19 protein-coding genes and 2 tRNA genes are annotated in these 21,219 nt (G+C 69.8%); 11 read left to right on the top strand and 10 right to left on the bottom strand.

Annotated elements, in window-relative coordinates; translation table 11 throughout:
• Positions 1–23: 23 nt before the first annotated feature.
• Positions 24–1,160 carry a DUF6745 domain-containing protein gene (locus JKJ07_RS11745; protein ID WP_236028728.1) on the top strand — a complete coding sequence of 379 codons (1,137 nt, stop codon included), beginning with the start codon at positions 24–26 and terminating at the stop codon, positions 1,158–1,160.
• 74 nt (positions 1,161–1,234) lie between these two features.
• Positions 1,235–1,558 (top strand): hypothetical protein, encoded by a 324-nt coding sequence (locus JKJ07_RS11740; protein WP_202991481.1) that lies wholly within the window; start codon positions 1,235–1,237, stop codon positions 1,556–1,558.
• A gap of 143 nt (positions 1,559–1,701) precedes the next feature.
• Here JKJ07_RS11740 and JKJ07_RS11735 read toward each other — a convergent pair whose 3' ends face one another.
• Positions 1,702–2,889 (bottom strand): FAD-dependent monooxygenase, encoded by a 1,188-nt coding sequence (locus JKJ07_RS11735; RefSeq protein ID WP_202991480.1) that lies wholly within the window; start codon positions 2,887–2,889, stop codon positions 1,702–1,704.
• A gap of 60 nt (positions 2,890–2,949) precedes the next feature.
• Here JKJ07_RS11735 and JKJ07_RS11730 point away from each other — a divergent pair, with 60 nt between their 5' ends.
• The gene (locus JKJ07_RS11730; RefSeq protein WP_202991479.1) at positions 2,950–3,453 is read left to right on the top strand and encodes a MarR family winged helix-turn-helix transcriptional regulator; all 504 of its coding nucleotides are present in this window, start codon (positions 2,950–2,952) and stop codon (positions 3,451–3,453) included.
• Between the two features lie 581 nt (positions 3,454–4,034).
• A tRNA-Met gene (locus JKJ07_RS11725) sits at positions 4,035–4,108 on the top strand.
• A 667-nt stretch (positions 4,109–4,775) separates the two neighbouring features.
• Here the strand turns inward: JKJ07_RS11725 and JKJ07_RS11720 are convergent.
• The 3 genes from JKJ07_RS11720 to JKJ07_RS11710 all read right to left on the bottom strand — a co-directional run bounded on the left by JKJ07_RS11720 (position 4,776) and on the right by JKJ07_RS11710 (position 8,995).
• Positions 4,776–4,849 (bottom strand) — tRNA-Met (locus JKJ07_RS11720).
• Between the two features lie 95 nt (positions 4,850–4,944).
• Entirely contained in the window at positions 4,945–7,887 is a 2,943-nt protein-coding gene (locus tag JKJ07_RS11715; RefSeq protein WP_202991478.1) for a UPF0182 family membrane protein, read from the bottom strand.
• Positions 7,888–7,966: 79 nt separating this feature from the next.
• A complete protein-coding gene (locus tag JKJ07_RS11710; RefSeq protein ID WP_202991477.1) occupies positions 7,967–8,995 on the bottom strand; it encodes a YlbL family protein in 1,029 nt (342 codons plus the stop codon).
• A gap of 90 nt (positions 8,996–9,085) precedes the next feature.
• On the opposite strand from JKJ07_RS11710, the gene JKJ07_RS11705 reads away from it, so the two are divergent.
• Both JKJ07_RS11705 and JKJ07_RS11700 read left to right on the top strand, forming a co-directional pair.
• Positions 9,086–10,345, top strand: coding sequence for a zinc-dependent metalloprotease (locus tag JKJ07_RS11705; protein ID WP_202991476.1), 1,260 nt, complete (start codon positions 9,086–9,088; stop codon positions 10,343–10,345).
• A complete protein-coding gene (locus JKJ07_RS11700; protein WP_202991475.1) occupies positions 10,342–10,938 on the top strand; it encodes a hypothetical protein in 597 nt (198 codons plus the stop codon). The genes JKJ07_RS11705 and JKJ07_RS11700 overlap by 4 nt, the downstream gene beginning before the upstream one ends.
• Before the next feature lie 19 nt (positions 10,939–10,957).
• Here JKJ07_RS11700 and JKJ07_RS11695 read toward each other — a convergent pair whose 3' ends face one another.
• Entirely contained in the window at positions 10,958–11,491 is a 534-nt protein-coding gene (locus JKJ07_RS11695) for a M48 metallopeptidase family protein (protein WP_202991474.1), read from the bottom strand.
• Positions 11,492–11,962: 471 nt separating this feature from the next.
• Between JKJ07_RS11695 and JKJ07_RS11690 the strand changes: the two genes are divergently transcribed.
• From JKJ07_RS11690 to JKJ07_RS11675, 4 genes are all read left to right on the top strand, one after another.
• Positions 11,963–12,124 (top strand): DUF5679 domain-containing protein, encoded by a 162-nt coding sequence (locus JKJ07_RS11690; protein ID WP_164842208.1) that lies wholly within the window; start codon positions 11,963–11,965, stop codon positions 12,122–12,124.
• A 271-nt stretch (positions 12,125–12,395) separates the two neighbouring features.
• Complete coding sequence (locus JKJ07_RS11685) at positions 12,396–13,430, top strand: ThiF family adenylyltransferase (RefSeq protein ID WP_202991473.1); 1,035 nt, start codon at positions 12,396–12,398, stop codon at positions 13,428–13,430.
• A gap of 213 nt (positions 13,431–13,643) precedes the next feature.
• Complete coding sequence (locus tag JKJ07_RS11680; RefSeq protein WP_202991472.1) at positions 13,644–14,993, top strand: ABC1 kinase family protein; 1,350 nt, start codon at positions 13,644–13,646, stop codon at positions 14,991–14,993.
• Positions 14,994–15,019: 26 nt separating this feature from the next.
• The gene (locus JKJ07_RS11675) at positions 15,020–16,294 is read left to right on the top strand and encodes a M18 family aminopeptidase (protein WP_202991471.1); all 1,275 of its coding nucleotides are present in this window, start codon (positions 15,020–15,022) and stop codon (positions 16,292–16,294) included.
• Positions 16,295–16,894: 600 nt separating this feature from the next.
• Here JKJ07_RS11675 and JKJ07_RS11670 read toward each other — a convergent pair.
• From JKJ07_RS11670 to JKJ07_RS11660, 3 genes are all read right to left on the bottom strand, one after another.
• Positions 16,895–17,257 carry a WhiB family transcriptional regulator gene (locus tag JKJ07_RS11670; protein ID WP_184955094.1) on the bottom strand — a complete coding sequence of 121 codons (363 nt, stop codon included), beginning with the start codon at positions 17,255–17,257 and terminating at the stop codon, positions 16,895–16,897.
• A 142-nt stretch (positions 17,258–17,399) separates the two neighbouring features.
• Positions 17,400–17,738: a hypothetical protein gene (locus tag JKJ07_RS11665; RefSeq protein ID WP_202991470.1), complete on the bottom strand. Its 339-nt coding sequence runs from the start codon at positions 17,736–17,738 to the stop codon at positions 17,400–17,402.
• A gap of 124 nt (positions 17,739–17,862) precedes the next feature.
• Positions 17,863–19,995, bottom strand: coding sequence for an ATP-dependent DNA helicase UvrD2 (locus JKJ07_RS11660; protein ID WP_202991469.1), 2,133 nt, complete (start codon positions 19,993–19,995; stop codon positions 17,863–17,865).
• 82 nt (positions 19,996–20,077) lie between these two features.
• Here JKJ07_RS11660 and JKJ07_RS11655 point away from each other — a divergent pair, with 82 nt between their 5' ends.
• The gene (locus tag JKJ07_RS11655) at positions 20,078–20,323 is read left to right on the top strand and encodes a mycoredoxin (RefSeq protein ID WP_202991468.1); all 246 of its coding nucleotides are present in this window, start codon (positions 20,078–20,080) and stop codon (positions 20,321–20,323) included.
• Here JKJ07_RS11655 and JKJ07_RS11650 read toward each other — a convergent pair.
• Both JKJ07_RS11650 and JKJ07_RS11645 read right to left on the bottom strand, forming a co-directional pair.
• Positions 20,320–20,769 (bottom strand): hypothetical protein, encoded by a 450-nt coding sequence (locus tag JKJ07_RS11650; RefSeq protein WP_202991467.1) that lies wholly within the window; start codon positions 20,767–20,769, stop codon positions 20,320–20,322. The two genes, JKJ07_RS11655 and JKJ07_RS11650, sit on opposite strands and share 4 nt — an antisense overlap.
• The gene (locus JKJ07_RS11645) at positions 20,766–21,218 is read right to left on the bottom strand and encodes a hypothetical protein (RefSeq protein ID WP_202991466.1); all 453 of its coding nucleotides are present in this window, start codon (positions 21,216–21,218) and stop codon (positions 20,766–20,768) included. Before JKJ07_RS11645 ends, JKJ07_RS11650 begins: the two co-directional genes overlap by 4 nt.
• Position 21,219: the final 1 nt, after the last annotated feature.

Raw genomic sequence — 21,219 nt, 5'->3', positions numbered from 1 at the left:
GGCTGACCCCCGAACAAGAAGCCATGGCCGCCGCCGTCGAAGACCAGTGGCTGGCCGCCGCCCTCGACACAGCCCCCGCCGGCCGCCCCGCCGCCGAGGCCGGGGTCCGGGAGGCCTATCGCCAAGCCGGTCTTCCCGAGCCCGAACGCATCTACTGGCTGGGCTCACCCCGCGCCGGGGCCATGGCCGCCGCCATCCTCGCCTCCGGCACGCCGAATCAGGCTTCGGACGCGCAATCCGTGCACGACGCGCCATCCGTGCACGACGCGCAATCCGTGCGCGACGCGCTGACCCGGCAAGGCTGGACGCCGGGGCAGAGCATGGGCCCGTCGGTCCGCCGCCAGATTCGCACCGAGCCGTGGGCGGCCGCCCGCGAACGAGCCTCGGCCGCGCTCGGCCCCGAGGGCTGGGCCCAGTTGGGGGCCGCGGCCGGTCGCCGCTCGTGGGAGCTCGTGATGGACAGGGTCGCCGGGCGGATCCGCCTGCGTCTCGGCGAAGACCTCACCGCTGATTTCCCCACGGCCCGGCCCCGGCTGCTCGACGCGATCTACGGTCAGCACGACGGCGTATGGCTGTCCACTTTCGAGGCCGCCGACCGCCTGCACTCCGGCCTGATGGCGGGTCTCACCGGCCTGGCCGCCGTCGCCCGGCATTGCGGCTGGTGGTGGGCCGGGGCACGGTTCGCGATCCTCACCGAGCGCCCGTCGCTGCTGGCCCGCGACAATGTGGGCCGCCTGCATCGCGGCGAGGGCCCGGCCATCGAATACCCCGACGGCTACGCCCTGTGGGCCTGGCGCGGCATGCCCATCCCCACCGACCTCGCCGCGGAGTTGCCCCACCTGACGGCCGACCGCATCGGCGCCGAGTCGAACGCCGAGTTGCGTCGCGTCATGCTGGAGCACTTCGGCTACGAGCGCTACCTGCAAGAGGCCGGCGCCCGCAGCCTCCACCAGGACGACACCGGCACCCTGTGGTTCCTGCCCCTCACCGGCGACGAGCCGCTGGTCATGGTCGAGGTGGTCAACGCCACCCCCGAGCCGGACGGCACGAGCCGCGTCTACTGGCTGCGCGTTCCCCCGAGCACCCGCACCGCCCGCGAGGGAGTCGCGTGGACTTTCGGCCTCACCCCGGAGGAATACCGGCCACAGGTTCAGACGTAGTCCCCGAGCGGGGCAGCCATGTCGATCTTCACCGGGTACGGTGAGCCCGCTACGAGATCGACATGGGGGAATACATGCGCAACCTGATCAAACGCACCTTGCTGGTGACGACGTTGGTCGCCGCGGCCGTGGGCGTGGCAGCGGCTCCGGCCTCCGCGAGCGCCACCAGCTGTTCCCGGCTCTATGCGAAGTGGGGCCTGGGCGGCAGCGGCACGTTCTGGTGCCAGAAGGGCAGCGGCTACTACCGCACGATGATCTACTGCGCCACCAATGTGCAGGGCACTTCGGGTGGGGCCTACTACTTCGGCCCGTGGAACCATACCGAGAACAGCTCGATCATCGGCAAGTCCTGCCCCAGCAACAAATACCTGATCGCCGTGGGCTACGACCTGCCCTGACCCACCCCGAACGGGCGGCGCGCGACAATCGCGGGCCGCCCGTTTCGCATACCGGGCGCATACCGGCGCCTCAAACTCGGGCCGCCCGTTTCGCGTACCGGCACCCTTCAGACTCGGGCCGCCCGTTTCGCGTACTGGCGTCTTCAGACTTGGGCCATCTCGGGGAGTTGCTGGTCGGTCTCGGCGACGTGGGTGAGCTTGGCGGCGAGCGATCCGAACAGCGACGACGTCAGGGCTTTGTCGAGCAGCCCACGCAACGCCAATCCGAGCCGCGTCTGCGGATACGCGAAGTGCTCGATCCCCGGCGGAAGCTTCTGGACGTCGTCGACGAGCGGGCGCATCCATTTCTCGTACGAGGAAAGGGCCGCCGGAAGGTCGCCCGGCCGCTGCGCGAGATAGGCGGCCAAAACATATCCGCTGGTCAGCGCCAGGGACGCACCACCGCCACCCAACGGAGTCACACACCACCCGGCGTCGCCCGCGACCACGACCCGGCCCCGATGCCACGTGCTCATGCGGATCTGGGTCAGGTGGTCGATGTAGACGTCGTCGGACGCGTCGAACCCGTCGAGGATCCGCGGCGCTTCCCAGCCGGCGTCCGCGTACCGGCTCCTGACCTGGGCCAAGGCGTCGGGCAGGTCGAGGCGGGTGAGATCGTCGCCGCGGGCGTAGGAGAGGATCGCGCGGGTGGTGCCGTGATTGTCGGGCCGGAGGTGGATCTGGCGCCCGCCAACCGTGTTGTACCACCGCCACCGGGTGTCGTCGCTCGGCGTACGCGGGATGGTTCCGAACACCATGGTGATCCCGAGCTCGTGCGGATCGACCGTCGCCCCGAACACCCGATCGCGGGTCGTCGAGCGCACCCCTTCGGCGATGACCAGCAGATCCGCCCGCAACGACCGCCCCGAGGCCATGGTGACGGCCAGTTCGTCGGGCCCGTCGGTCACCTCGTCGATCGTGTCGCCGTAGACGAACTCGATCCCGTCGGGCAGATGATCGAGAATCGTGCGGGCCAGGTCGCCGCGCAACACCTCGAGCTCTGCCGTGGCCCCGTCCGGGTCGTCGGAGGGCAGCTCGCCCCGCACCTCACCCGACGCGCCGATCAACACGGTCCCGGTCTCGGTGGTGTTCTGCGCCTTGACCGCGTCGAACAATCCCATCCGCTCGAGAACCTGACGAGCGATTCCCCGTACGTCGACGTTCTGCCCGCCGTCCCGAAAGCTCTCGGCCCGCTCGACGACGGTGACTTCCCACCCCGTACGCCGGAGCCAGTGGGCCGCCGAAAGACCGGCAATGCTCGCCCCGGACACAATTACCCGCGCTGATGCCATGATCTCGCTTCACTCCCCTAATGCTTTACAGTGAAGCTACTTCATAGTGAAGGAAGTTGCATGCCGGAAGCAGACCCGCTGACCGTCGACTGGTCCCCCGCTCAGACCGCCGTGATGCAGCAGCTACGAGACTGGGCCGTCACGTTCGCCGAACTGAACCTGCACCTAGCCACGTGGATGTCCCTCCCCACGTCAGACGCGAACGCCCTGAGCAACATCGTCTGGGCCGCCGAACAGAACCGCCCGCTCACCCCCGCAGACCTCTCCCGCCAAATAGGCATGACCTCCGGCGCAACCACGGTGCTGCTGAACCGCCTCGAAACAGCCGGCCACATCACCCGAACCCGCGAACACCCCGACCGCCGCCGCGTAACTCTCCGCCCCACCCCCCACGCCCGCGCCCAGGCCCGCACTTTCCTGTCGTTCGCCGGCACCGAAATAGCCGACGTCCTACACCACACCACCCCCGAAACCCTCACCCAAGTCACCACGTTCCTCTCCCGCCTAACCACAGCAGCCACCAAAGCCAACACCCGCCTCCACCACCGCCCACCCACCCCTTAGACCCGAACTACAGGGCGATCGGGGCACAGAAGTCAGGGGCAGGAGTTACGGCCGCCCGGACGAAGCCGCCAGGACCAATCTCGGCTCGGCTGCTGTACCGCGAGATAGGGCCGCTGGTCCGGTCCGCCGAACGCGGCCGCCGGATCAGGACCACTGAGGTCAAGTTCGCCGACACCAGGTGCCGCAGAGACGGGCTGCTAGAACTGGAACCGCTCACCGAGGTTCAGTGCACCCCGCGGCGCAGCGAATCCGAGGCGCTCGAACCGAGCAAACTGAGGGCGGGACCGAGACGGCCGGGACGAGCAAAGTGGGCCCGGGCTCGAACCGATGGGACTGGGCAGACAGGACGGGCCGGGCAGCACCGAACGGCTCGACCGGCGGCAGGATCGAACAGAACTCGACAGGCTCGACCGGAACGGACAGCACCGAGCGGGCTTGACCGGCCGGGGGCCAGGCAAAACCGAACCGGCTCGACGGGGCAGGCGGCACCGAGCGGGCGGCCGTTGGGGGCGGTCGTTGGGGGCGGTCGTTGGGGGCGGTCGGATGCGACTGAACCGAACGAGGTAAGCTTTAGAAGCCGACGCGGGGTGGAGCAGCTCGGTAGCTCGCTGGGCTCATAACCCAGAGGTCGCAGGTTCAAATCCTGTCCCCGCTACAAACGAAACGCGGTTCGCCTTCGGGCGAACCGCGTTTCCGTTTCCACGCGAATCTTCCGAGGGGCCCGCGACCGCCGGTATACCTAATGTCTCACCACGGGTCGCACAACTCGCGGCCAAGGTCCGCGCTGCGGCCGGGACCGGGACCACGCCAGAACAGCGGCCGGGGCTGGGGCCACGCCAGGGCAGCGGCAGGGCGGAGCTGCGGCCGGGGCCGTGACAGGACAGCGGCCGGAGCCGACGCAACGCCAGAACAGCAACCGGGCCAGGGCGGACGCAACGCCAGGACGGCAACCGGGCCGAGGACACGCTGCGCCAGAACAGCGACCGGGCTGAAACTGGCGCTGAAGCTATGACCAAGCCTGACGCTCGAGAGCAAGCACGCGGTTAGCGCTGACCCTAGGCCCGGAACTGGCGACGGCGGCCCGCCGAGATCGAGCCCGGCAAGACCAGACTCAGGCTGCAACAAAACCCGGCGCGGTGGGGAGTCAGAGCCGACGCATTACGTCGAGGCCCTCAGGCCAACCCCGCGACGAAGTCGCAGGACCGACCGCAACCAATGCACCCCCGCCCCCACCGGAACGTGGGGTCTGGGGGCTCGGCCCCCAGGAAACAGCGAAGAGGCCCCGGTCCGCGCTTCACAGCGGACAGAGGCCTCTCGACTCGTAGCGGGGACAGGATTTGAACCTGCGACCTCTGGGTTATGAGCCCAGCGAGCTACCGAGCTGCTCCACCCCGCGTCGGCCTGTTAACACTAGCGCAACCCTGACGTCGGCTGCAAAACGGGTCCCGGTGACCCGCGACACGGCGGGTCACCGGGGTCCAACAAGCAGGGTCAGCCGCTCGGGGTCGGCGATGGTGCTGCCGATCCGGACGGGTTGGGGGCCGCGCCGCCGGCGGCGTTGCGGGCGTTCTCGAAGTTGGTCATCGCGGTGTCGAGGGCCTTGAGCGCCTCGCCGTAGCGGGCGAAGTCGCCGGACTGCTGGGCGGTCTTGACGTTGGCGATGGCCTGGTCGAGGGCGGTCGCGGCGGCCGCCAGTTCACCGGTGAGGGTTTCCGGCGGCGGCGGGTTTGTGGTGCCCGTGTTGCCGCCGGTGTTGTTGTTGCCGGTGTTGTTGTTGCCGCTCTGGGCGGCCTTGCCCTTGTCGACCAGCGCTTTCAGGCCCTCTTGCAGGTTGTTGGCGAGGACCACGTACGTGCCGCCGTCGCCGTACGACATCAGGATCTTCTGCAGCTGGGGTGCCGCGTTCTCCTGGTTGCTGGGTCGCACGTAGACCGGTTCGACGTAGAGCACGCCGCCTTCGACGGGCAGGGTTATCAGGTTGCCGTAGAGCACTTGGGACTGCGCGTTGTTGGACAGCAGGGTGATCTGCTGTCGCACGTCGGCGTTGGCCGTCATCTTTTGATGGACCTGCACCGGGCCTGGTGTGACTGTCTGGTCCGGCAGTTCGAGCACCTGCAGCACGGGTTTGTTGTCGACGTACGAACCGGAGATCAGCGCGGCCAGGTTTTCGCGGTTGGCCGGGGTGACGCCGGCGGTCAGCTGGAACCGGGTCTGTTGCTGCTCGGGCAGCTGCACGTTGAGGTAGAACGGCGGCTGCTTCTGGTTGTTCGACGGCGAGTCGGGCGCGTTCGGCACCTGCCAGAAGTCCTGACCCGAGAAGAACGCCTGCGGGTCGGTGACGTGGAACCGGGTGAGCAGGTTGCGCTGCACCTTGAACAGGTCCTGCGGGTAGCGGAAGTGGTCCTCGAGGGACTGCGGCGTCTCCGCCTTGGGGATGATCAGATCCCCGCCGAAGGCCTTGTTCCACGCCTTGAGCACCGGGTCGTTGTCGTCGAACTCGTACAGCTTGACCGTGCCGTCGTACGCGTCGACGGTCGCCTTGACCGAGTTGCGCATGTAGTTGACGTCGTCGCGGGCCAGCGCGAACTGCCCCTGGCCGGTGAGCTCGTCCTGCGTCTCGGTGGCCAGGTTGATCTTCTGCGAGTACGGGTAGCTGGCCGACGTCGTGTATCCGTCGAGGATCCACACGATCCGGCCGTCGACGGCCGCCGGGTACGGGTCGCCGTCGATCGTCAGGAACGGCGCGACCTTGGCCACCCGCTCGCGCGGCTCACGGATGTACATGAGCTTGGAGTCGGAGTTGACCGCGTCGGACAGGACGAAGTTGCTCTCGGTGTTCTTGATCGCGAACACCAGCCGGCGGAAGAACGAGCCGATCGAGACGCCGCCCTCACCGGTGTAGGTGTAGAGCTCCTCGGCGTTGTTGTTGTCCTCCTGCGGGCGGTCGAACTCGACCCGGCGGTTCTCGTCCTCCTGGCCGACGATCGCGTACTCGGTCGACTGCTCGCCGTAGTAGATCCGCGGCTGGTCGACCTCGATCTCTTCCTCCGGCGCGGAGCAGTTGCTCGGTCGGTCGTCGCCGAGGAAGCCGGAGACGAAATACGGAAGGCCGCCGCAGAACTGGTTGGCCGGCGCCGCCACCAGGCCGTAGCCGTGGGTGTAGACGGTGTGCCGGTTGAGCCAGTTGCGCTGCTGGGTGGTCAGCTTGTCGTCGTTGATCTCGCGCACGCCGACCACGTAGTCGCCGGTCTTGTCGTCGATCGAGTAGCGGTCGACGTCGAGCTTGGCGCCGAAGTCGTAGAAGCCGCGGGACTGCTGCGACTGGGTGAACGCCTGCGAGACCAGCTGCGGGTCGATCAGGCGGGCGTTCTGGGCGCTGGCATTGGTGGCCAGGCCGCTCGGCGGGACGACCGTGGTCGCGCGGTAGGGATCGACCTGGGTGTTGCTGAGCCCGAAGGCCGCTCTGGTGGCGTCGATCGAGCGCTGGATGTACGGCGCTTCCTTCTCGCTCAGGCTGGGCTTGACCGAGAAGTTCTGCACGGCGAGCGGGTAGATGCCGCCGATCGCCACCGCCGAGATCGCCAGCAGGGCCAGCGAGACGCCGGGCCATACCAGGTTCCGCATGCCCGCGTTGGAGAACACGATGATCGCGATCGCCACGACGATCGAGATGTACGCGAGTATCTCCTTGGCCGGCATCAACGCGTTGACGTCGGTGTAACCCGCCCCGTACAGGCCCGGGGAGACGTGCTGCTCGAGCAGCAGGGCCCGGCGGTCGAGCACGTACGCCACGGCTTTGAGCAGCACGAACAGCGCGACCAGCGAGGTCAGGTGAGCCCGTGCGCCGGTGGTCATCCGGTCGCCGACGCCCTGCAGGCGGACGCCGCCGAAGATGTAGTGCATGGCGAGCGAGCCGAGCACCGAGAGCACGACGGCGGTGAAGGCGACGCCGAGCACGTAGCGCAGCATCGGGTAGTCGAAGACGTACCACCCGACGTCTACTTTGTGCTCAGGGTCCTGGATGCCGAAGCTGCCGCCGTTGCGGAACAGCATCCAGTCCTTCCACCGGCCCTGCGCGGAGAGGCCCGCGAAGAAGCCGATGATCAGCGTGAGCACGGTGATCCAGGTGCCCAGGCGCGGCGCGATGATCATGCGGTAGCGCTCGAGCGTCGCCTGTTCGGCCGAGTGCGGCCGCAGCAGGGGCCGGAGCCGATAGGCCAGATAGAGGTTGCCTGCGATGATCAGCGCGACCGCGAGGCCGATGACCAGGAACAGCAGGAGACGGGTGAGGAGAACACCGGAGAAGACGTTGACGAAGTCGACCTCGTTGAACCAGAGGTAATCGGTGTACGCGTCGATGCCCCACCCGAGCAGCGTGAAAAGAAGAAAGACCCCGACCAGGACGCCGACCGTGACGCGACCGCGCCGGCTCATCCTCGGCAGAGGGCTGTTACGCATTACCAACGGAGGCTCCACATTTCAGTCGGGCCGGTGATTCACCGTACGTCATCTGTCACGCACCCGAGCAGGGCTTGGGGGTGCCACCACCCGTGAAGGTCTTGAGCGCCGTGAGCGCGTCGTCCACGGTGGCCACCTCGGCCATCGGAAGCCCGTCGACCGAGTTCCGCAGCGCTTCGGCGCAGTTCGCCTTGGGCACGAGGAACAATTCCGCGCCGGCCTTCTTGGCGCCGACGAGCTTCTGCGGGATCCCGCCGATCGGGCCCACGTTGCCGTCGTTGTCGATCGTCCCCGTACCCGCAATGATCTTTCCGCCGGTCAAATCCTCCGGCTTGATCTTGTCCATGATTCCGAGCGTGAACATCAGGCCCGCGCTCGGTCCGCCGATCTTGTCGAGATCGATCTCGACCTTGAACGGGGCGTCCTGTTTCGGGGTGATCTCGATTCCCAGCCGCGGCGTGTTGTCGTCCGCGGAGGCCTTGGTGGTGATCTTCGCGGTCGCCGCCTTGCCGGCCCGCAGATAAGAGACGGTGAGCACACTGCCCGCCCGCTTGGCCCGGACCAGCGCGGTCAGCCTCGACGGGCTGTCGATCGGGGTGCCGTCGACCGCGGTGATCACGTCGTCCTTCTGCAGGACGCCGACTGCGGCCCCGCCGTCGGTGACCTTGTTGACCACCGCGCGCGGGGGGTAGCCCAGTTTGGTCAGTGCGACCGTGACCGCGCTGTTCTGCGACTCGGTCCACTCCTCGGCGTTCTGCTGTTCGACCTGCTTCTCCGTACGGTCGGGCGGGTAGATCAGCTCACGCGGGACAACCGCGTCGGACGAGCTGAACCAGCTGCTGATCGCCCAGACCAACTCGACCTGCGACTGCACGTTCACCGTGGTCAGGCGCAGCTGACCGGCCGACGTGGTGGTCTTCGCATCCGTCACCTGGATCACCTCGGTGCCGTTGTCCGATCCGAGGGTGTTCACGGTCGGGCCGGGCTTCAACACCACGTACGGCAGGGGTGCGGCCATCACACCGACTGCCAGCAGGGCGGTGATCAGGGCGCCGAGGATTACGGTGACACCACGACGTCTCATGCGCGTGAGACTATCGCCCCTCCCTGAGTTCTCTCTGAGCTGACACCGCCATCGGTCCGGAGCGGGCGTTTCACGCGTACGGTTGGACACGTGCCTGATATCCCGTTCGGCTTCTCACTGCCGGGCGCCCAGCCGCCCGACCCCTCCGACCCGCAGCAGATGCAGCAGTTCATGGCGCAGCTGCAGCAGATGTTCGCCGGGCCCGGCAGCGGCCCGGTGAACTGGGACCTCGCCCGCCAGGTCGCCCAGAGTCAGCTGTCCGCCGCCGGTGACCCCGCGGTGAACATGTTCGAGCGCCACCAGGTCGAGGAGTCGCTGCGGCTCGCCGATCTGTGGCTCGACCCGGCCTCCGCGCTGCCCAGCGGCATCCGTGTGGCCGCCGCCTGGAACCGCAACGAGTGGATCTACAACACGCTCGAGGTGTGGAAGAAGCTGTGCGACCCGATCGCGGGCCGCATGGTGGGCGCCATGGGCGACCTCGTGCCCGACGAGGCGAAGGCCCAGCTCGGCCCGATGCAGTCGATGGTGGCGACCCTGGGTGGGGCGCTCTTCGGCGGGCAGCTCGGCCAGGCCCTGGGTCAGCTCGCGGCCGAGGTGCTGTCGGCCGGCGACATCGGCCTGCCCCTGGGCCCCACCGGCACCGCCGCGCTCGTCCCGGCCAACATCAAGGCGTACGGGGACGGTTTGGAGATCCCCGAGGACCAGGTACGGCTCTATGTCGCCCTGCGCGAGGCGGCCCACCAGCGGCTCTTCGGGCATGTGCCGTGGCTGCGCGCGCACGTGCTGAACGCCGTGGAGACGTACGCGAACGGCATCACCGTGAATCGTGAGGCCATCGAGGAAGCGATGAGCCGCGTCGACCCCGCCGACCCGGAGTCGATGCAGGCCATGGCGCTCGAGGGCATCTTCACGCCGGAGGACACGCCGCAGCAGAAGCAGAGCCTGGCCCGGCTCGAGACGGCGCTGGCGCTGATCGAGGGCTGGGTCGGCCACGTGGTCGACAGCGCGGCCGGCGACCGGTTGCCGTCCGTGGTCCAGCTGGGCGAGGCGTTCCGGCGCCGGCGCGCGGCGGGCGGCCCGGCCGAGCAGACGTTCGCCGCGCTGGTCGGTCTCGAGCTGCGGCCGCGCCGCCTGCGTGAGGCGGGCGTGCTGTGGGCCGCGGTCCTCGAGCACCGTGGCGTGCAGGGCCGCGACGCGCTGTGGGGCCACCCCGACCTGCTGCCGACCGACGAGGATTTCGCCGAGCCGCAGGTCTTCGCCCAGGGCACTGCCGACTGGGACATCAGCGAGCTGGAGAACCTCGAGAAGAACGAGGGCGACCAGGGCGAAGGCGACGACAAGAAAGCGTGACGCGCCGACTGGTAGCGGCACTGCTGGTGCCGGTGACGTGGAGCCCGCCCGGCGTCGAGCTGACCGCCTGGCGGGCCGCCCTGGCCGAGGACGTGGTCGACCTGCTGGCGCGGCTCGCGCAGGCCGAGGCGGCCGTCGCGGCCACGAGTGACGATCTCGGGCTGGCCGAGGAGATCGCCTGGCCCGGCATGCGCATCTACGAGGTGCCGACGGCGACCGTCCTGCCCGTCCTGAAGGCCGCCACGGCCGACGGGTTCGACCAGGCCGCCGTGCTGGCCGCCGACGCCCCTGACGTGCCCGGCATGATCCTGGGCAAGCTGCTGCAACCGCTGGAAGGCAAGGCGGTCGCCGTGGCCTCGGGTGGCCCCGGCAACGGGCTGTTGAGCCTGGCCACCAGCCTGCCCGCGCCGCCCTGGCTGACCGACCACGACCTCGACACGGCGAGCGCGCAGGTGGTCCGGCGGGATGCCCCGGCCCCCAGCGAGGTCGCCTCGACGCCCGAGTGGCGCCGGCTGCGCGGCCCGGCCGAGCTGGCGAGCCTCGACCCGGCCCTGGAGGGCTGGGACAACACCCGGGCGCTGCTGGGCGGCTGAGCCGCCGCGGGGCCGCGACTCAGTCGTCGGCCAGCACGAGGCCGGTGGCGGCCGAGATGCCCTCCAGATAGCCCCGGGCGCGCTCGGCCTTGCCGAAGCGGTTGACCAGCTCCCAGAACTCCGCGTTGTGGCTCGGCACGACCAGGTGGGACAGCTCGTGCAGCAGCACGTAGTCGATCACCCAGTCGGGCATCTCCTGGATGCGGTGGGAGATGCGGATCGTGCCGTCGTCGGGGGTGCAGGAGCCCCAGCGGCCGTTCTGGTTGGTCACCCAGCGCACGCTGGCCGGCCGGACCCGCTCGGCGTGATCGGCGAGGTAGCGGTTCGTCAGGCGGCGCGCCCTGATCTGCAGCTCGTCATCGGTGCGCTGAATGCGCTCCTCGCGCGCCGCGAGGCGGGCCAGCATCCGCTCGACCCACTCGGTCTCCTCGGCGCGGGAGAACCGGTCGGGGATGAGCACGACCACGCGCTCACCGTCGCGATACGCGGACACTGTGCGCCGACGGCGCTGGCTGCGCCGCACTTCCACGACAGGCTTGCGCGTGCGGGCCATTACCGGCTCGCGCAGCCCAGATTCGGGTTCACGTTGAGACGCTAATCCGTGAGACCCATGTCACCGCAAGAGTACGCCGGATGACACCCGGGGGATATGTGTACTTCGTCCAGGTAATACCGAAAAAATTTTCCGGCCCGCAACATCGATGACGGTTTGCCAACCTAACTCATGGCCGAGTTGTCGGCACCATCGCGTCCAACGTCCCATTTCTGCCCGTTTGATGGCACAACACGGCGTGTTGCGGCACAACATCCCAAAAAGGGCGATTCGGACCGGCACACTCAGCGCTGTCGGCGAGACCGCCGACGCTGCGCTGACATGGAACAGGCCTGACCTGGGTAGTGACCGCCCCGACGGGTGGCCACATCCGCGTGGTCGGAGCGGTCCAGCGCCGAACACAGGTCGCGGCCTGCCACCGCGAGCAGGCATCGGGATCGACCCGGCCGACAACATGAACGAGGAGGAACCGTGGCCGACAACACGTACAACGGCTACTGCGTGAAGTGCAAGGAGAAGCGCGACTTCCAGGGCACCGTAGAGGTCTCGAAGACGGGCATGAACATGGCCAAGGGCAAGTGCCCGGTGTGCGGGACGACTGTGAACCGCATCCTGGGCAAGGCCAAGGTCTGAGCCGGACGGCCCCGCAGGCTTCGCCCCACTAGGCCATCGTCAAGCCTGCGACAAGGCCGTTCACCCACCCGGGGAGGGCGAGTCGCCCTCCCCGGTGCAATACCCCGGCCAGGCGCAACCGCTTCCGTCCACGCACGTTGAGTGAGGTTGTGGACAACTCCCACAGCCTGTGGATAACTTCCCCGAGCCTGTGGACAAACCGTGTCACGGGCCGTCGGTGCCTGTGGAAAACTGATTCGCTCCGCATCCTTGCGGTGACATCCTGTGACGCGTGAACCGTCCCACGCTCATCCCCGGACTCCCCCGCGTCTGGCGCAACCGCTTCGAGTTGCAGCTGGGCTCCGATCCCGCCCGCGCCGTGGTGCTGCGCCTGCCCGATCGCCGTGCGGCCCGCGTGCTCGACCTGCTCGACGGCAGCCGTCCCGAGCGAGTGGTGCTGCTTCAGGCCGTCGCCGACGGCGTCCCGCCCGATGAGGCCAGGGCCGTGCTCGACGCGCTCGACGCCGCGGGTCTGACCGTGCCGGCCACGGCACTTCTCCCTCCCGTACGGTCGGCCGACCGCCTGGCCGGCGAGGCCGCGGTGCTCGCGCTGCGCAGTGAGAACTCCCCCACCCCGGCCACCCGCCTGCGCCGCCGGGGTGCGGCCCGCGTGGTGGTCAGCGGGCACGGCCGGCTGGGCGCCCCGATCGCCGTCGCGCTGGCCGAGGCCGGTGTCGGTCACATCCACCCCGACCTGCCCGGCACGGTGCATCGCGGCGAGCTCGCGGGCGGCCCGCTCCGCGCCTCCGACATCGGCCGGCCCCGCAGCGAGGCGGTCCAGCGGGCCATCACCCGCACCGTCGAGGGCGTCGAGACCGGCGGCGTCCGCGGTCAGCCGGCCACCCTGGTCGTCCAGCTCGACTCCGAGAGCCCGATCACCGTGGTCGCGGCCGCCCACGCGGGCCGCCGCCAGCCCCACCTGGCCGTGACTATCCGCGACGGCGCCCCGATGATCGGCCCCCTGGTCCTCCCCGCCGGCGCGCCCTGCCTGGCCTGCCTCGATCTGCACCGGAAGGACCGCGACGCCGCCTGGCCGGGCCCGCCGCCGCGCACGGCGCCCGAGCCGTGCACGGTGGCCACGCTGCTGGCCGCCACCGCGGTGGCGGTCGAGGAGGCGCTGATCCTCGTCGACGGCGGCTCTCCCGAGACGCTGGGCGCCTCGATCGAGCTGACCACCCCGTCCCGTCAGCGCCGCCGCACGTGGCCGCCGCACCCCGACTGCGACTGCGCCCGCCGCTCACCCCGGCGCAGCCCCGAGAACCTCTGACGCTGAGGGTGAACTCTCACGAAAGGAACTTATGGACCATCGACTACCTTGTCGGGCCGCTCCGAGCCTCGACGGCGGTGACTCTTGGTGAAGGCAACGGACGAGGCTTGTGGGGAGATTTGGTGTCGAAGGACAGGGGACTTTTCGGGCGTAGTAGGGGCAACCCGGCTCAGGCGGGCAGTTTGCTGCTCCGGCGTCGGTCACAATGATCTGGTGAGCGACATACCGCGGCGTGCGGCGGCCCGCACCGCCAAGCTGGCGGCGCTACCGCTGGGATTCGCCGGGCGCACCGCGCTGGGCCTCGGCAAGCGCGCCGTCGGGATCGCTTCCGACGTCATCTCGGAGGACATCCAGCGGCGCACCGCCGAGCAGCTGTTCAGCGTCCTGGGCCAGCTCAAGGGCGGCGCCATGAAGTTCGGGCAGGCGCTGAGCGTCTTCGAGGCGGCCATGCCCGAGGAGATGGCCGGCCCGTATCGGCAGGCGCTGACCAAGCTGCAGGAGGCCGCGCCCCCGATGCCGGCCGCCAGCCTGCACAAGGCGCTGGCCGAGCAGCTCGGCGCGGACTGGCGCGACAAGTTCGCCGAGTTCGACGACGTGCCGGCGGCCGCGGCCAGCATCGGCCAGGTGCACCGGGCCGTCTGGAAACTGCCGCCGGCCCGCAAGAACGCCAAGCCCAAGACCATCGACGTCGCGGTCAAGGTGCAATATCCGGGCGCCGGCGAGGCCCTGCTGGCCGACCTCAAGCAGCTGTCCCGGCTGGCCCACATGTTCAAGGTCATTCAGCCCGGCATGGACATCAAGCCGCTGCTGGCCGAGCTCAAGGAGCGCATCACCGAGGAGCTCGACTACGCGATGGAGGCGGAGACCCAGCGAGCCTTCGCCACGGCGTACGGGAATGATCCTGAGATTTTCGTGCCGAAGGTGATCGCGTCGGCCCCGCGCGTGCTCGTCACCGAGTGGGTCGAGGGCACGCCGCTGGCCAAGGTGATCAGCGACGGCACCCTGGAGGAGCGCGACCAGGCCGGCCGCCTGATGGCCACGCTGCACTTCTCCGCGCCCGCCCGGGCCGGCCTGCTGCACGCCGACCCGCACCCGGGCAACTTCCGGATGCTGCCCGACGGCCGCCTCGGCGTGATCGACTTCGGCGCGGTGGCCCGGCTGCCCGAGGGGCTGCCCGAGCCGATCGGCCGGCTGGTGCGGCTCGCGCTCGACGGTGACGCCGCGGGCGTGGCCGACGGGCTGCGCGAGGAGGGCTTCATCAAGCCCGACGACGAGATCGACGCGCAGGCCGTGCTCGACTTCCTGCGCCCCATGATCGAGCCGGTCGCGGTCGAGAAGTTCCGCTTCACCCGGGCCTGGCTGCGCGGCGAGGCGACCCGGCTGAGCAGCCCGCGCTCCCCGGCCTATCAGCTCAGCCGCAAGCTCAACCTGCCGCCGTCCTACCTGATGATCCACCGGGTGACGCTGGGCTCGATCGGCGTGCTGTGCCAGCTCGAGGCCGAGGCGCCGTACCGCGGGATCTTGGAAGAGTGGCTGCCGGGCTTCGCGCCGCCCATGAGCTGAAGTGCCGGCCATGATCTGATGGGCCGATGGACGCCGCTGCGCACATCGATGACCTGGCCGCCTTCGTCTCCGCGGCACCGAGCTCCTATCACGCGGCCGCCGAGGTGGCCCGCCGGCTGACCGAGGCGGGCTACGAAACGCTCGATGAGACGGCCGATTGGACCGATGCCGTACGCCCGGGGGCCCGCCTGCTGATCGTGCGGGACGGCTCGGTCATCGCGCTGGCCCTGCCCTCGGCGGCCGGCCGTGGCACCCCGTTCCGCATCCTCGGCGCGCACACCGACTCGCCCGGCTTCAAGCTCAAGCCAAAGCCGTCGACGGTCAGTTTCGGCTGGTGGCAGGCCGGTGTCGAGGTGTACGGCGGCCCGGTCGTGCCGTCCTGGTTCGACCGCGAGCTCGAGTTCGCGGGCCGGGTCGTGCACCGCGACGGCACCGCGCATCTGGTCCGCACCGGCCCGTTCGCGCGCATCCCCCACCTCGCGATCCACCTCGACCGGGCCGTGAACGACTCGTTCGCCCCCGACAAGCAGCGCGAGCTGCAGCCCGTCTGGGGCGCGGGTGACGCCCAGGCCGATGTCATGGGTCACCTGGCCCAGCTGGCCGGCATCTCCGACGCCGACGTGGCCGGCTACGACATCGTCACCGTCGACTCGGCTGCCCCGGCCCGCTTCGGCGCCGGCGAGAAGCTGTTCGCCTCGGCCCGCCTCGACAACCTCTCGTCGGTGCACGCCGGGGTCGCCGCGCTGCTGGCGGCCGAGCCGGCCGGCGCGATCGCCGTGCTGGCCGCCTTCGACCACGAGGAGATCGGGTCGGAGAGCCGCTCCGGCGCGGCCGGGCCGTTCCTGGCCGACGTGCTGGAGCGGGTGACCGCCGGGCTCGGCGGCGACCGGTCCGACCTGGCCCGCGCGATCGCCGGCTCGTGGTGTCTGTCGTCGGACGCCGGCCACGCCGTGCACCCGAACCGCCCCGACCGCCACGACCCGGTCAACCGCCCGGTCGCCGGGGCCGGCCCGCTCTTGAAGATCAACGCAAATCAGCGCTACATGACCGACGGCGTAGGCGCGGCGTTGTGGAGCCGCACGTGCGCGGCGGCCGGCGTGCCCTACCAGGAGTTCGTGTCGAACAACTCCGTGCCGTGCGGCTCGACAATCGGCCCGATCACCGCGGCCCGGATCGGCATCCCCACCCTGGACGTCGGCGTGCCGCTGCTCTCGATGCACTCGGCCCGTGAGATGTGCCACGTCGACGACCCGGCCTACCTCAGCCGCGCGATCGAGGTCTTCCTCTCCGCCCGCGCCTGATTCCCCTGCTTACGCCCCTGATCTTGTTTCGCGCGCGCCTATAAGCCCACCACCACCCCCGACCACCCAGGGGCGTTGCTGTGGACCTTACGGGGTGTCAAGTCGTGCGGGGCGGGTTGTCCACAGGCGGGTGCAGCGGGGCTGCGGCTCGTCCACAAGCAACCGGAATCTGCCCACAGGCCCGGTCGATCGACGACCGGACGACCGGACGACCGGACGAACACGCAACACGGTGAGCGCCCAAGCCGTCAGCTGAATACGACGAGAGGCCCGTCCGCATCTCAGCGGCCGGGCCTCTCGGCTTTCTTCTCGTGCTCTTCAGTCAGTCGCGGTTATCGCGGGTATCAGAATCGCCGTCCGCCGAGCTGGCGGGTGGCGGCGTGACGCGCTTCCAGGGCGACCTGGCGAGCGGGACGGTGTGCCTCAGGTGTGTAGTCACTCTGAGGCCGCCGCATTCGGGCCCGTGATAACGCCTCTTGGAGAAGTCTCATCTTCAGTGCTCCGTTCGCGGAAGTCGAAAAAGTCGGGGAGGCCGGGGAAGTCGTGGAGGTCGTGGACATCGCGGGGGTCTGCTTCCGGTGGTGGGTGAGGATGGTCATGTCAGGCCGCCAGTCGGACGGCGTTGCGGGAGTCGAGTCCGTTCGCGGCGAGCCGCTCCTCGACCTCGTGGGCCAACTCGGCGTCACGCGCCACGTCGACCTTGCGAGGACGGCCACGCGGCCGCTTGCGCGGAACCACGGCACCGCGCTCGAAGATCTCGCCACCCCAGACACCCCAGGGCTCGTTCCGCTCGACCGCGCCGGCCAGGCACTCGACGCGCAGCGGGCAGTCCCCGCAGAGCGACTTGGCCAGTTCCAGCTGGGCCGGGGAGTCCGAGAACCACAGGTCCGGGTCGAACTTCCGACAGGGCAGGTTTGCCTCGATCTCGACGCTCACGTCGAGTGGGGCCAGCGCCAGACTCATAAAGCCCGGTCACCTCTCTCTTCTCATCGATCTTCTGGATCGCCGTTCAGGTCGTGCACCGGCGGGTGAGCCGGCAAAAAATTAAGGCCGCGGATCCCGGTTACGGGTTCCGCGGCCTCGAGGTGAGCCAGGGGTCTGTTGATCAGACCGGCCTTCCTCGAGGCGGGACACCGCTGCCACCATCCGTGTAGCGCTTGCTGATGGAGACATTGCTGCCCTTGAACCCAGTGCTGCCTTCGACCCGCTGAAGCTCCAGTGCGCCACCCAGCTCGGCCCGGGCGGAAACCTGGTGCACCTGCGAAGCCGGGGCCCGCTCAGCGGCCAGCACCGGTCCGGAGATCGGAGCGGTGGCCACGAACGGAGCCCGCTCGACTGCCGCCGGAGCCCACACGGGGGCCGAGGCGATCAGCGAGGCGGACGGAGCGCAGGCACGGGTCAGCGGCATCGACGGTTGCGTCATGCTCATCGTGTAGATCTCCATCGTTGCCACCTCCTCCATCGCCTTGCTCTCGTCGTGGTATCGCTTCGTTCTCGCCCGCCGAACATTGCTGCTCGGCGAGGTGTGATCTGAGGCTATGCCTGCCCTACAGGAGAGGGCAAACGAATTATCCAAAGTTTTTTCGAGCAACTTCCTCGGCGCTCGCTCCGGCCACCAACGCGAAGACCGATTCGCCGTATTGCCCCAGCTTGCGGGGCCCGATCCCGGCGATCGCGAGCAGCTCGGCGGGGTTGCCGGGCCTGCGCTCGGCCATCGCCACCAGCGTGGCGTCGGTGAAAACGACGTACGCAGGGACTTTGAGCTCCTTCGCGGTGGCCGCGCGCCACTGCTGGAGGCGCTCGAACAGCTCCTCGTCGAGGTCGGACGGGCAGGTCGGGCAGCGGCCCAGCTTGCGGTCGGCGCCGGCCAGCAGGGTGGTGCCGCAGACCCGGCACGAGGACACCTGAGGGCGCCTTCGGTCGGGTTTCCGACTCCGGTCCCCGGCGCGCTCGGTCGACGAGTTTCGTTCGAGCTGCGGCAGGAACCGGCACGGGCGCCGGGCGCGGCCGCCGGTCGAGCGCGATTGCCCGTACGAGAGCCAGAGCCACTGCCGGGCCCGGGTGACCCCCACGTAGAGCAGGCGGCGCTCCTCCTCGAGCTGCTCGGGCGTCTTGGCGTACGTGGTCGGCAGCGTGCCGTCGGCCAGCCCGGTCAGGAAGACGGCATCCCACTCGAGGCCCTTGGCCGAATGCAGTGAGGCGAGCGTCACACCGGCCATGGTCGGGGCGTGCTGCTGCTCGGCCCGCCGGCTCAGCTCGTCGTTGAAGGCGGTCAGCGTCACGTCCCGCTGCACGGCCCCGGCCTGCCCGATCGGCTCCAGCGTGGGCGTACGGGCGTAGTCCTCGGCCAGGGCGACGAGCGCGGCCAGCGCCTCCCACTGCTCGCGGGCCGAACCGCCGGGCGGGGGCTGCTCGCGCTGCCAGCCGGTCGCCGCCAGCGCCTCCACCACCGCCTGCACCAGCGGGGTCTCGCCGGGGATGGAGCGGACGGCGGCCCGCATCGCGATCATGGCTTGCCGGATCTCGGGTCGCTCGAAGAACCGCTCGGCCCCCCGTACGACGTAGGGCACCTCCGCCTCGGCCAGTGCCTTCTCGTACGTCTCGGACTGCGCGTTCGTCCGGAACAGGATCGCGATCTCGCTCGCCGGGGTGCCCGACGCGATCAGGTCGCGGCAGCGGCGGGCCACCGCAACGGCCTCCCCCGCCTCATCCGGAAAGATCTTGAGCTCGGGCTCGGCCCCGGGCGGTCGCTGGCCGACCAGCTCGAGCCGCAGCCGGGCCTCGTTGCCGCGGGCCTGCCGGATGACCGCGTTGGCCAGGCCGACCACCTGCGGGGTGGAGCGGTAGTCGCGGACCAGGCGGATCACCACGGCCTCGCGCCGCTGCCGCGGGAAGTCGATCAGGTAGGCCGAGGTGGCGCCGGTGAACGAGTAGATCGTCTGGCTGGCGTCGCCGACCACGGTCAGGTCGTCCCGCCCGCCCAGCCAGGCGTCGAGCAGGCGCTGCTGCAGCGGGTTGACGTCCTGATACTCGTCGACGACGAAGTGGCGATACTGCGAGCGGATCTGCTCGGCCACGTCCGGGTGCTCCTCGATGCCCCACACCGCGGCCCGCAGCATGTCCTCGAAGTCGATCACCCCTTGGCGGCGCTTGAGCGACTCGTACGCCGCGAAGACCTCGGCGACCTTGGCCGGCTCGAACGGCGGCTCGCGCAGGGCCTTCTTGGCCGCGACGGCGTATTCGGTCGGCTCGACCAGCGACGACTTGGCCCACTCGATCTCACTGGCCAGATCCCGGGCCCCCGTACGGTCGGCGCGCACCCCGGCTCGTGCCGCGGCCAGGCCGACCATGCGCGCCTTGCTCTCGAGCAGCTCGGGCATGGCCCGGCCCTCCAGCAGCCGGGGCGCGAAATAGCGCACCTGGCGCAGCGCCGCCGCGTGGAACGTGCGCGCCTGCACGCCCGCGGCGCCCAGCTCGGTGAGCCGGGAGCGCATCTCGGCGGCGGCCCGCGCGGTGAAGGTGACCGCGAGGATGTGCCGGGGGCTGACCTCGCCGGTCAGCGTCCGATAGGCGATCCGGTGGGTGATCGCCCGGGTCTTGCCGGTGCCGGCGCCGGCCAGGATGCAGACCGGGCCGGCGGGGGCGGTCACCGCCGTCCGCTGCTCGGGGTCGAGCCCGGCCAGCACCGCATCAGTCCGCACGGTAGGGAATCATGGCACCCGGGCCTGACGTTGTGCCGTAAGGCGCTGTGCCATGTGACCCATCCGAAGGGAAATCCGACCGATGTTGACCATGTACTCGACGTCCTGGTGTGGCTATTGCCACCGCCTCAAGTCGCAGCTCGACCGTGAGGGCATCGCCTACGAGGTGGTGGACATCGAGCAGCAGCCCGACGCGGCCGACTTCGTGATGAGCGTCAACGGCGGCAACCAGACCGTCCCCACCCTGAAGTTCGACGACGGGTCGGCGCTGACCAACCCGTCCATCGTTCAGGTGAAGGAACACCTCGCGGCCCTCGCTGCCAGCTAATCCCGTACGGTCTCCGCGATCGCGTCGACGGCGAGCTCCTCGGCCTGGATGACCAGGTCTTCGAGCTCGCCGTCGGTCATGGCGAGCTCGTCCACGAGGCCGGCGAAGAGCATCAGGTGGGCCCGGCTGCGGACGGCGTCGCCGATCTCGTCGACGGGCACGGTCTCGCCCAGCGCGTCGCGGATCAGCATCTCGGCGGCCAGCGCGGGCAGGGCCGCGGCCGCGTGCCGCCGCAGGGTCGTCGTCACGGTGCGCCGGATCTCGGCCAGCGGGCTGTCGGCGTCGAAACGGCGACGGGCGGCGAGTCCGAAAGCGATCTCCCACACGTGGCGCGCGGCGGAAGTCGGTTCGACGCTGCGCGGCGGCGCGTCCTCGTAGGCGACACGCTGCAGGTAGCGCCCGGCGGCGGTGTGGATGCCGTGGACCGGCGAGAAGATCGGGCTCATGGCGCGAGCCGGTCGAGGCGGGTCAGCCGCCACTCGGCCTGGCTGACGAGCGCGGCCAGCTCGGCCGTGGGCACCCCGGGCGGCCGGGCCAGGTCACCGACGATGTAGCAGATCAGCTCGAAGCGCCGCAGATCCGAGATCCCGTACGCCAGTTCGGGCTCGCCGAGCACCGAGCGGATCACGGCCTCGGTCTCGCGGGCCAGCACCCCGCCGGTCGCCAACTCCTGATATTCGAGCAGGTCGCGCACGTACGCCGTGACGTCGCGCGGATCGCGCCCGACGAAGCCGCGCCGCACCGCGACCGTGAAGAGCTCGCGCAGCAGCCGGACGGCGCGCGGCGAGTCGCTCAGACGTGACAACGACCGCGCCGGGCTCTTCTCCCCCAGTGCCTCGAGGAGAAGCCGGCCCGCCGCGGTCACCGTCTTGTCTAATGTCCCGGTTTGCCCCACA

The sequence above is a fragment of the Paractinoplanes lichenicola genome, assembly GCF_016785085.1.
GTDB lineage: Bacteria > Actinomycetota > Actinomycetes > Mycobacteriales > Micromonosporaceae > Actinoplanes > Actinoplanes lichenicola.
This window is presented reverse-complemented; position numbering and strand designations above follow the sequence as displayed.

Coding starts and splice junctions, on each gene's coding strand:
- JKJ07_RS11745 (WP_236028728.1), top strand. CDS start 24: ATGGCCGCCGCCGTCGAAGACCAGTGGCTGGCCGCCGCCCTCGACACA.
- JKJ07_RS11740 (WP_202991481.1), top strand. CDS start 1,235: ATGCGCAACCTGATCAAACGCACCTTGCTGGTGACGACGTTGGTCGCC.
- JKJ07_RS11735 (WP_202991480.1), bottom strand. CDS start 2,889: ATGGCATCAGCGCGGGTAATTGTGTCCGGGGCGAGCATTGCCGGTCTT.
- JKJ07_RS11730 (WP_202991479.1), top strand. CDS start 2,950: ATGCCGGAAGCAGACCCGCTGACCGTCGACTGGTCCCCCGCTCAGACC.
- JKJ07_RS11715 (WP_202991478.1), bottom strand. CDS start 7,887: ATGAGCCGGCGCGGTCGCGTCACGGTCGGCGTCCTGGTCGGGGTCTTT.
- JKJ07_RS11710 (WP_202991477.1), bottom strand. CDS start 8,995: ATGAGACGTCGTGGTGTCACCGTAATCCTCGGCGCCCTGATCACCGCC.
- JKJ07_RS11695 (WP_202991474.1), bottom strand. CDS start 11,491: ATGGCCCGCACGCGCAAGCCTGTCGTGGAAGTGCGGCGCAGCCAGCGC.
- JKJ07_RS11675 (WP_202991471.1), top strand. CDS start 15,020: ATGGACGCCGCTGCGCACATCGATGACCTGGCCGCCTTCGTCTCCGCG.
- JKJ07_RS11670 (WP_184955094.1), bottom strand. CDS start 17,257: ATGAGTCTGGCGCTGGCCCCACTCGACGTGAGCGTCGAGATCGAGGCA.
- JKJ07_RS11665 (WP_202991470.1), bottom strand. CDS start 17,738: ATGGAGATCTACACGATGAGCATGACGCAACCGTCGATGCCGCTGACC.
- JKJ07_RS11655 (WP_202991468.1), top strand. CDS start 20,078: ATGTTGACCATGTACTCGACGTCCTGGTGTGGCTATTGCCACCGCCTC.
- JKJ07_RS11650 (WP_202991467.1), bottom strand. CDS start 20,769: ATGAGCCCGATCTTCTCGCCGGTCCACGGCATCCACACCGCCGCCGGG.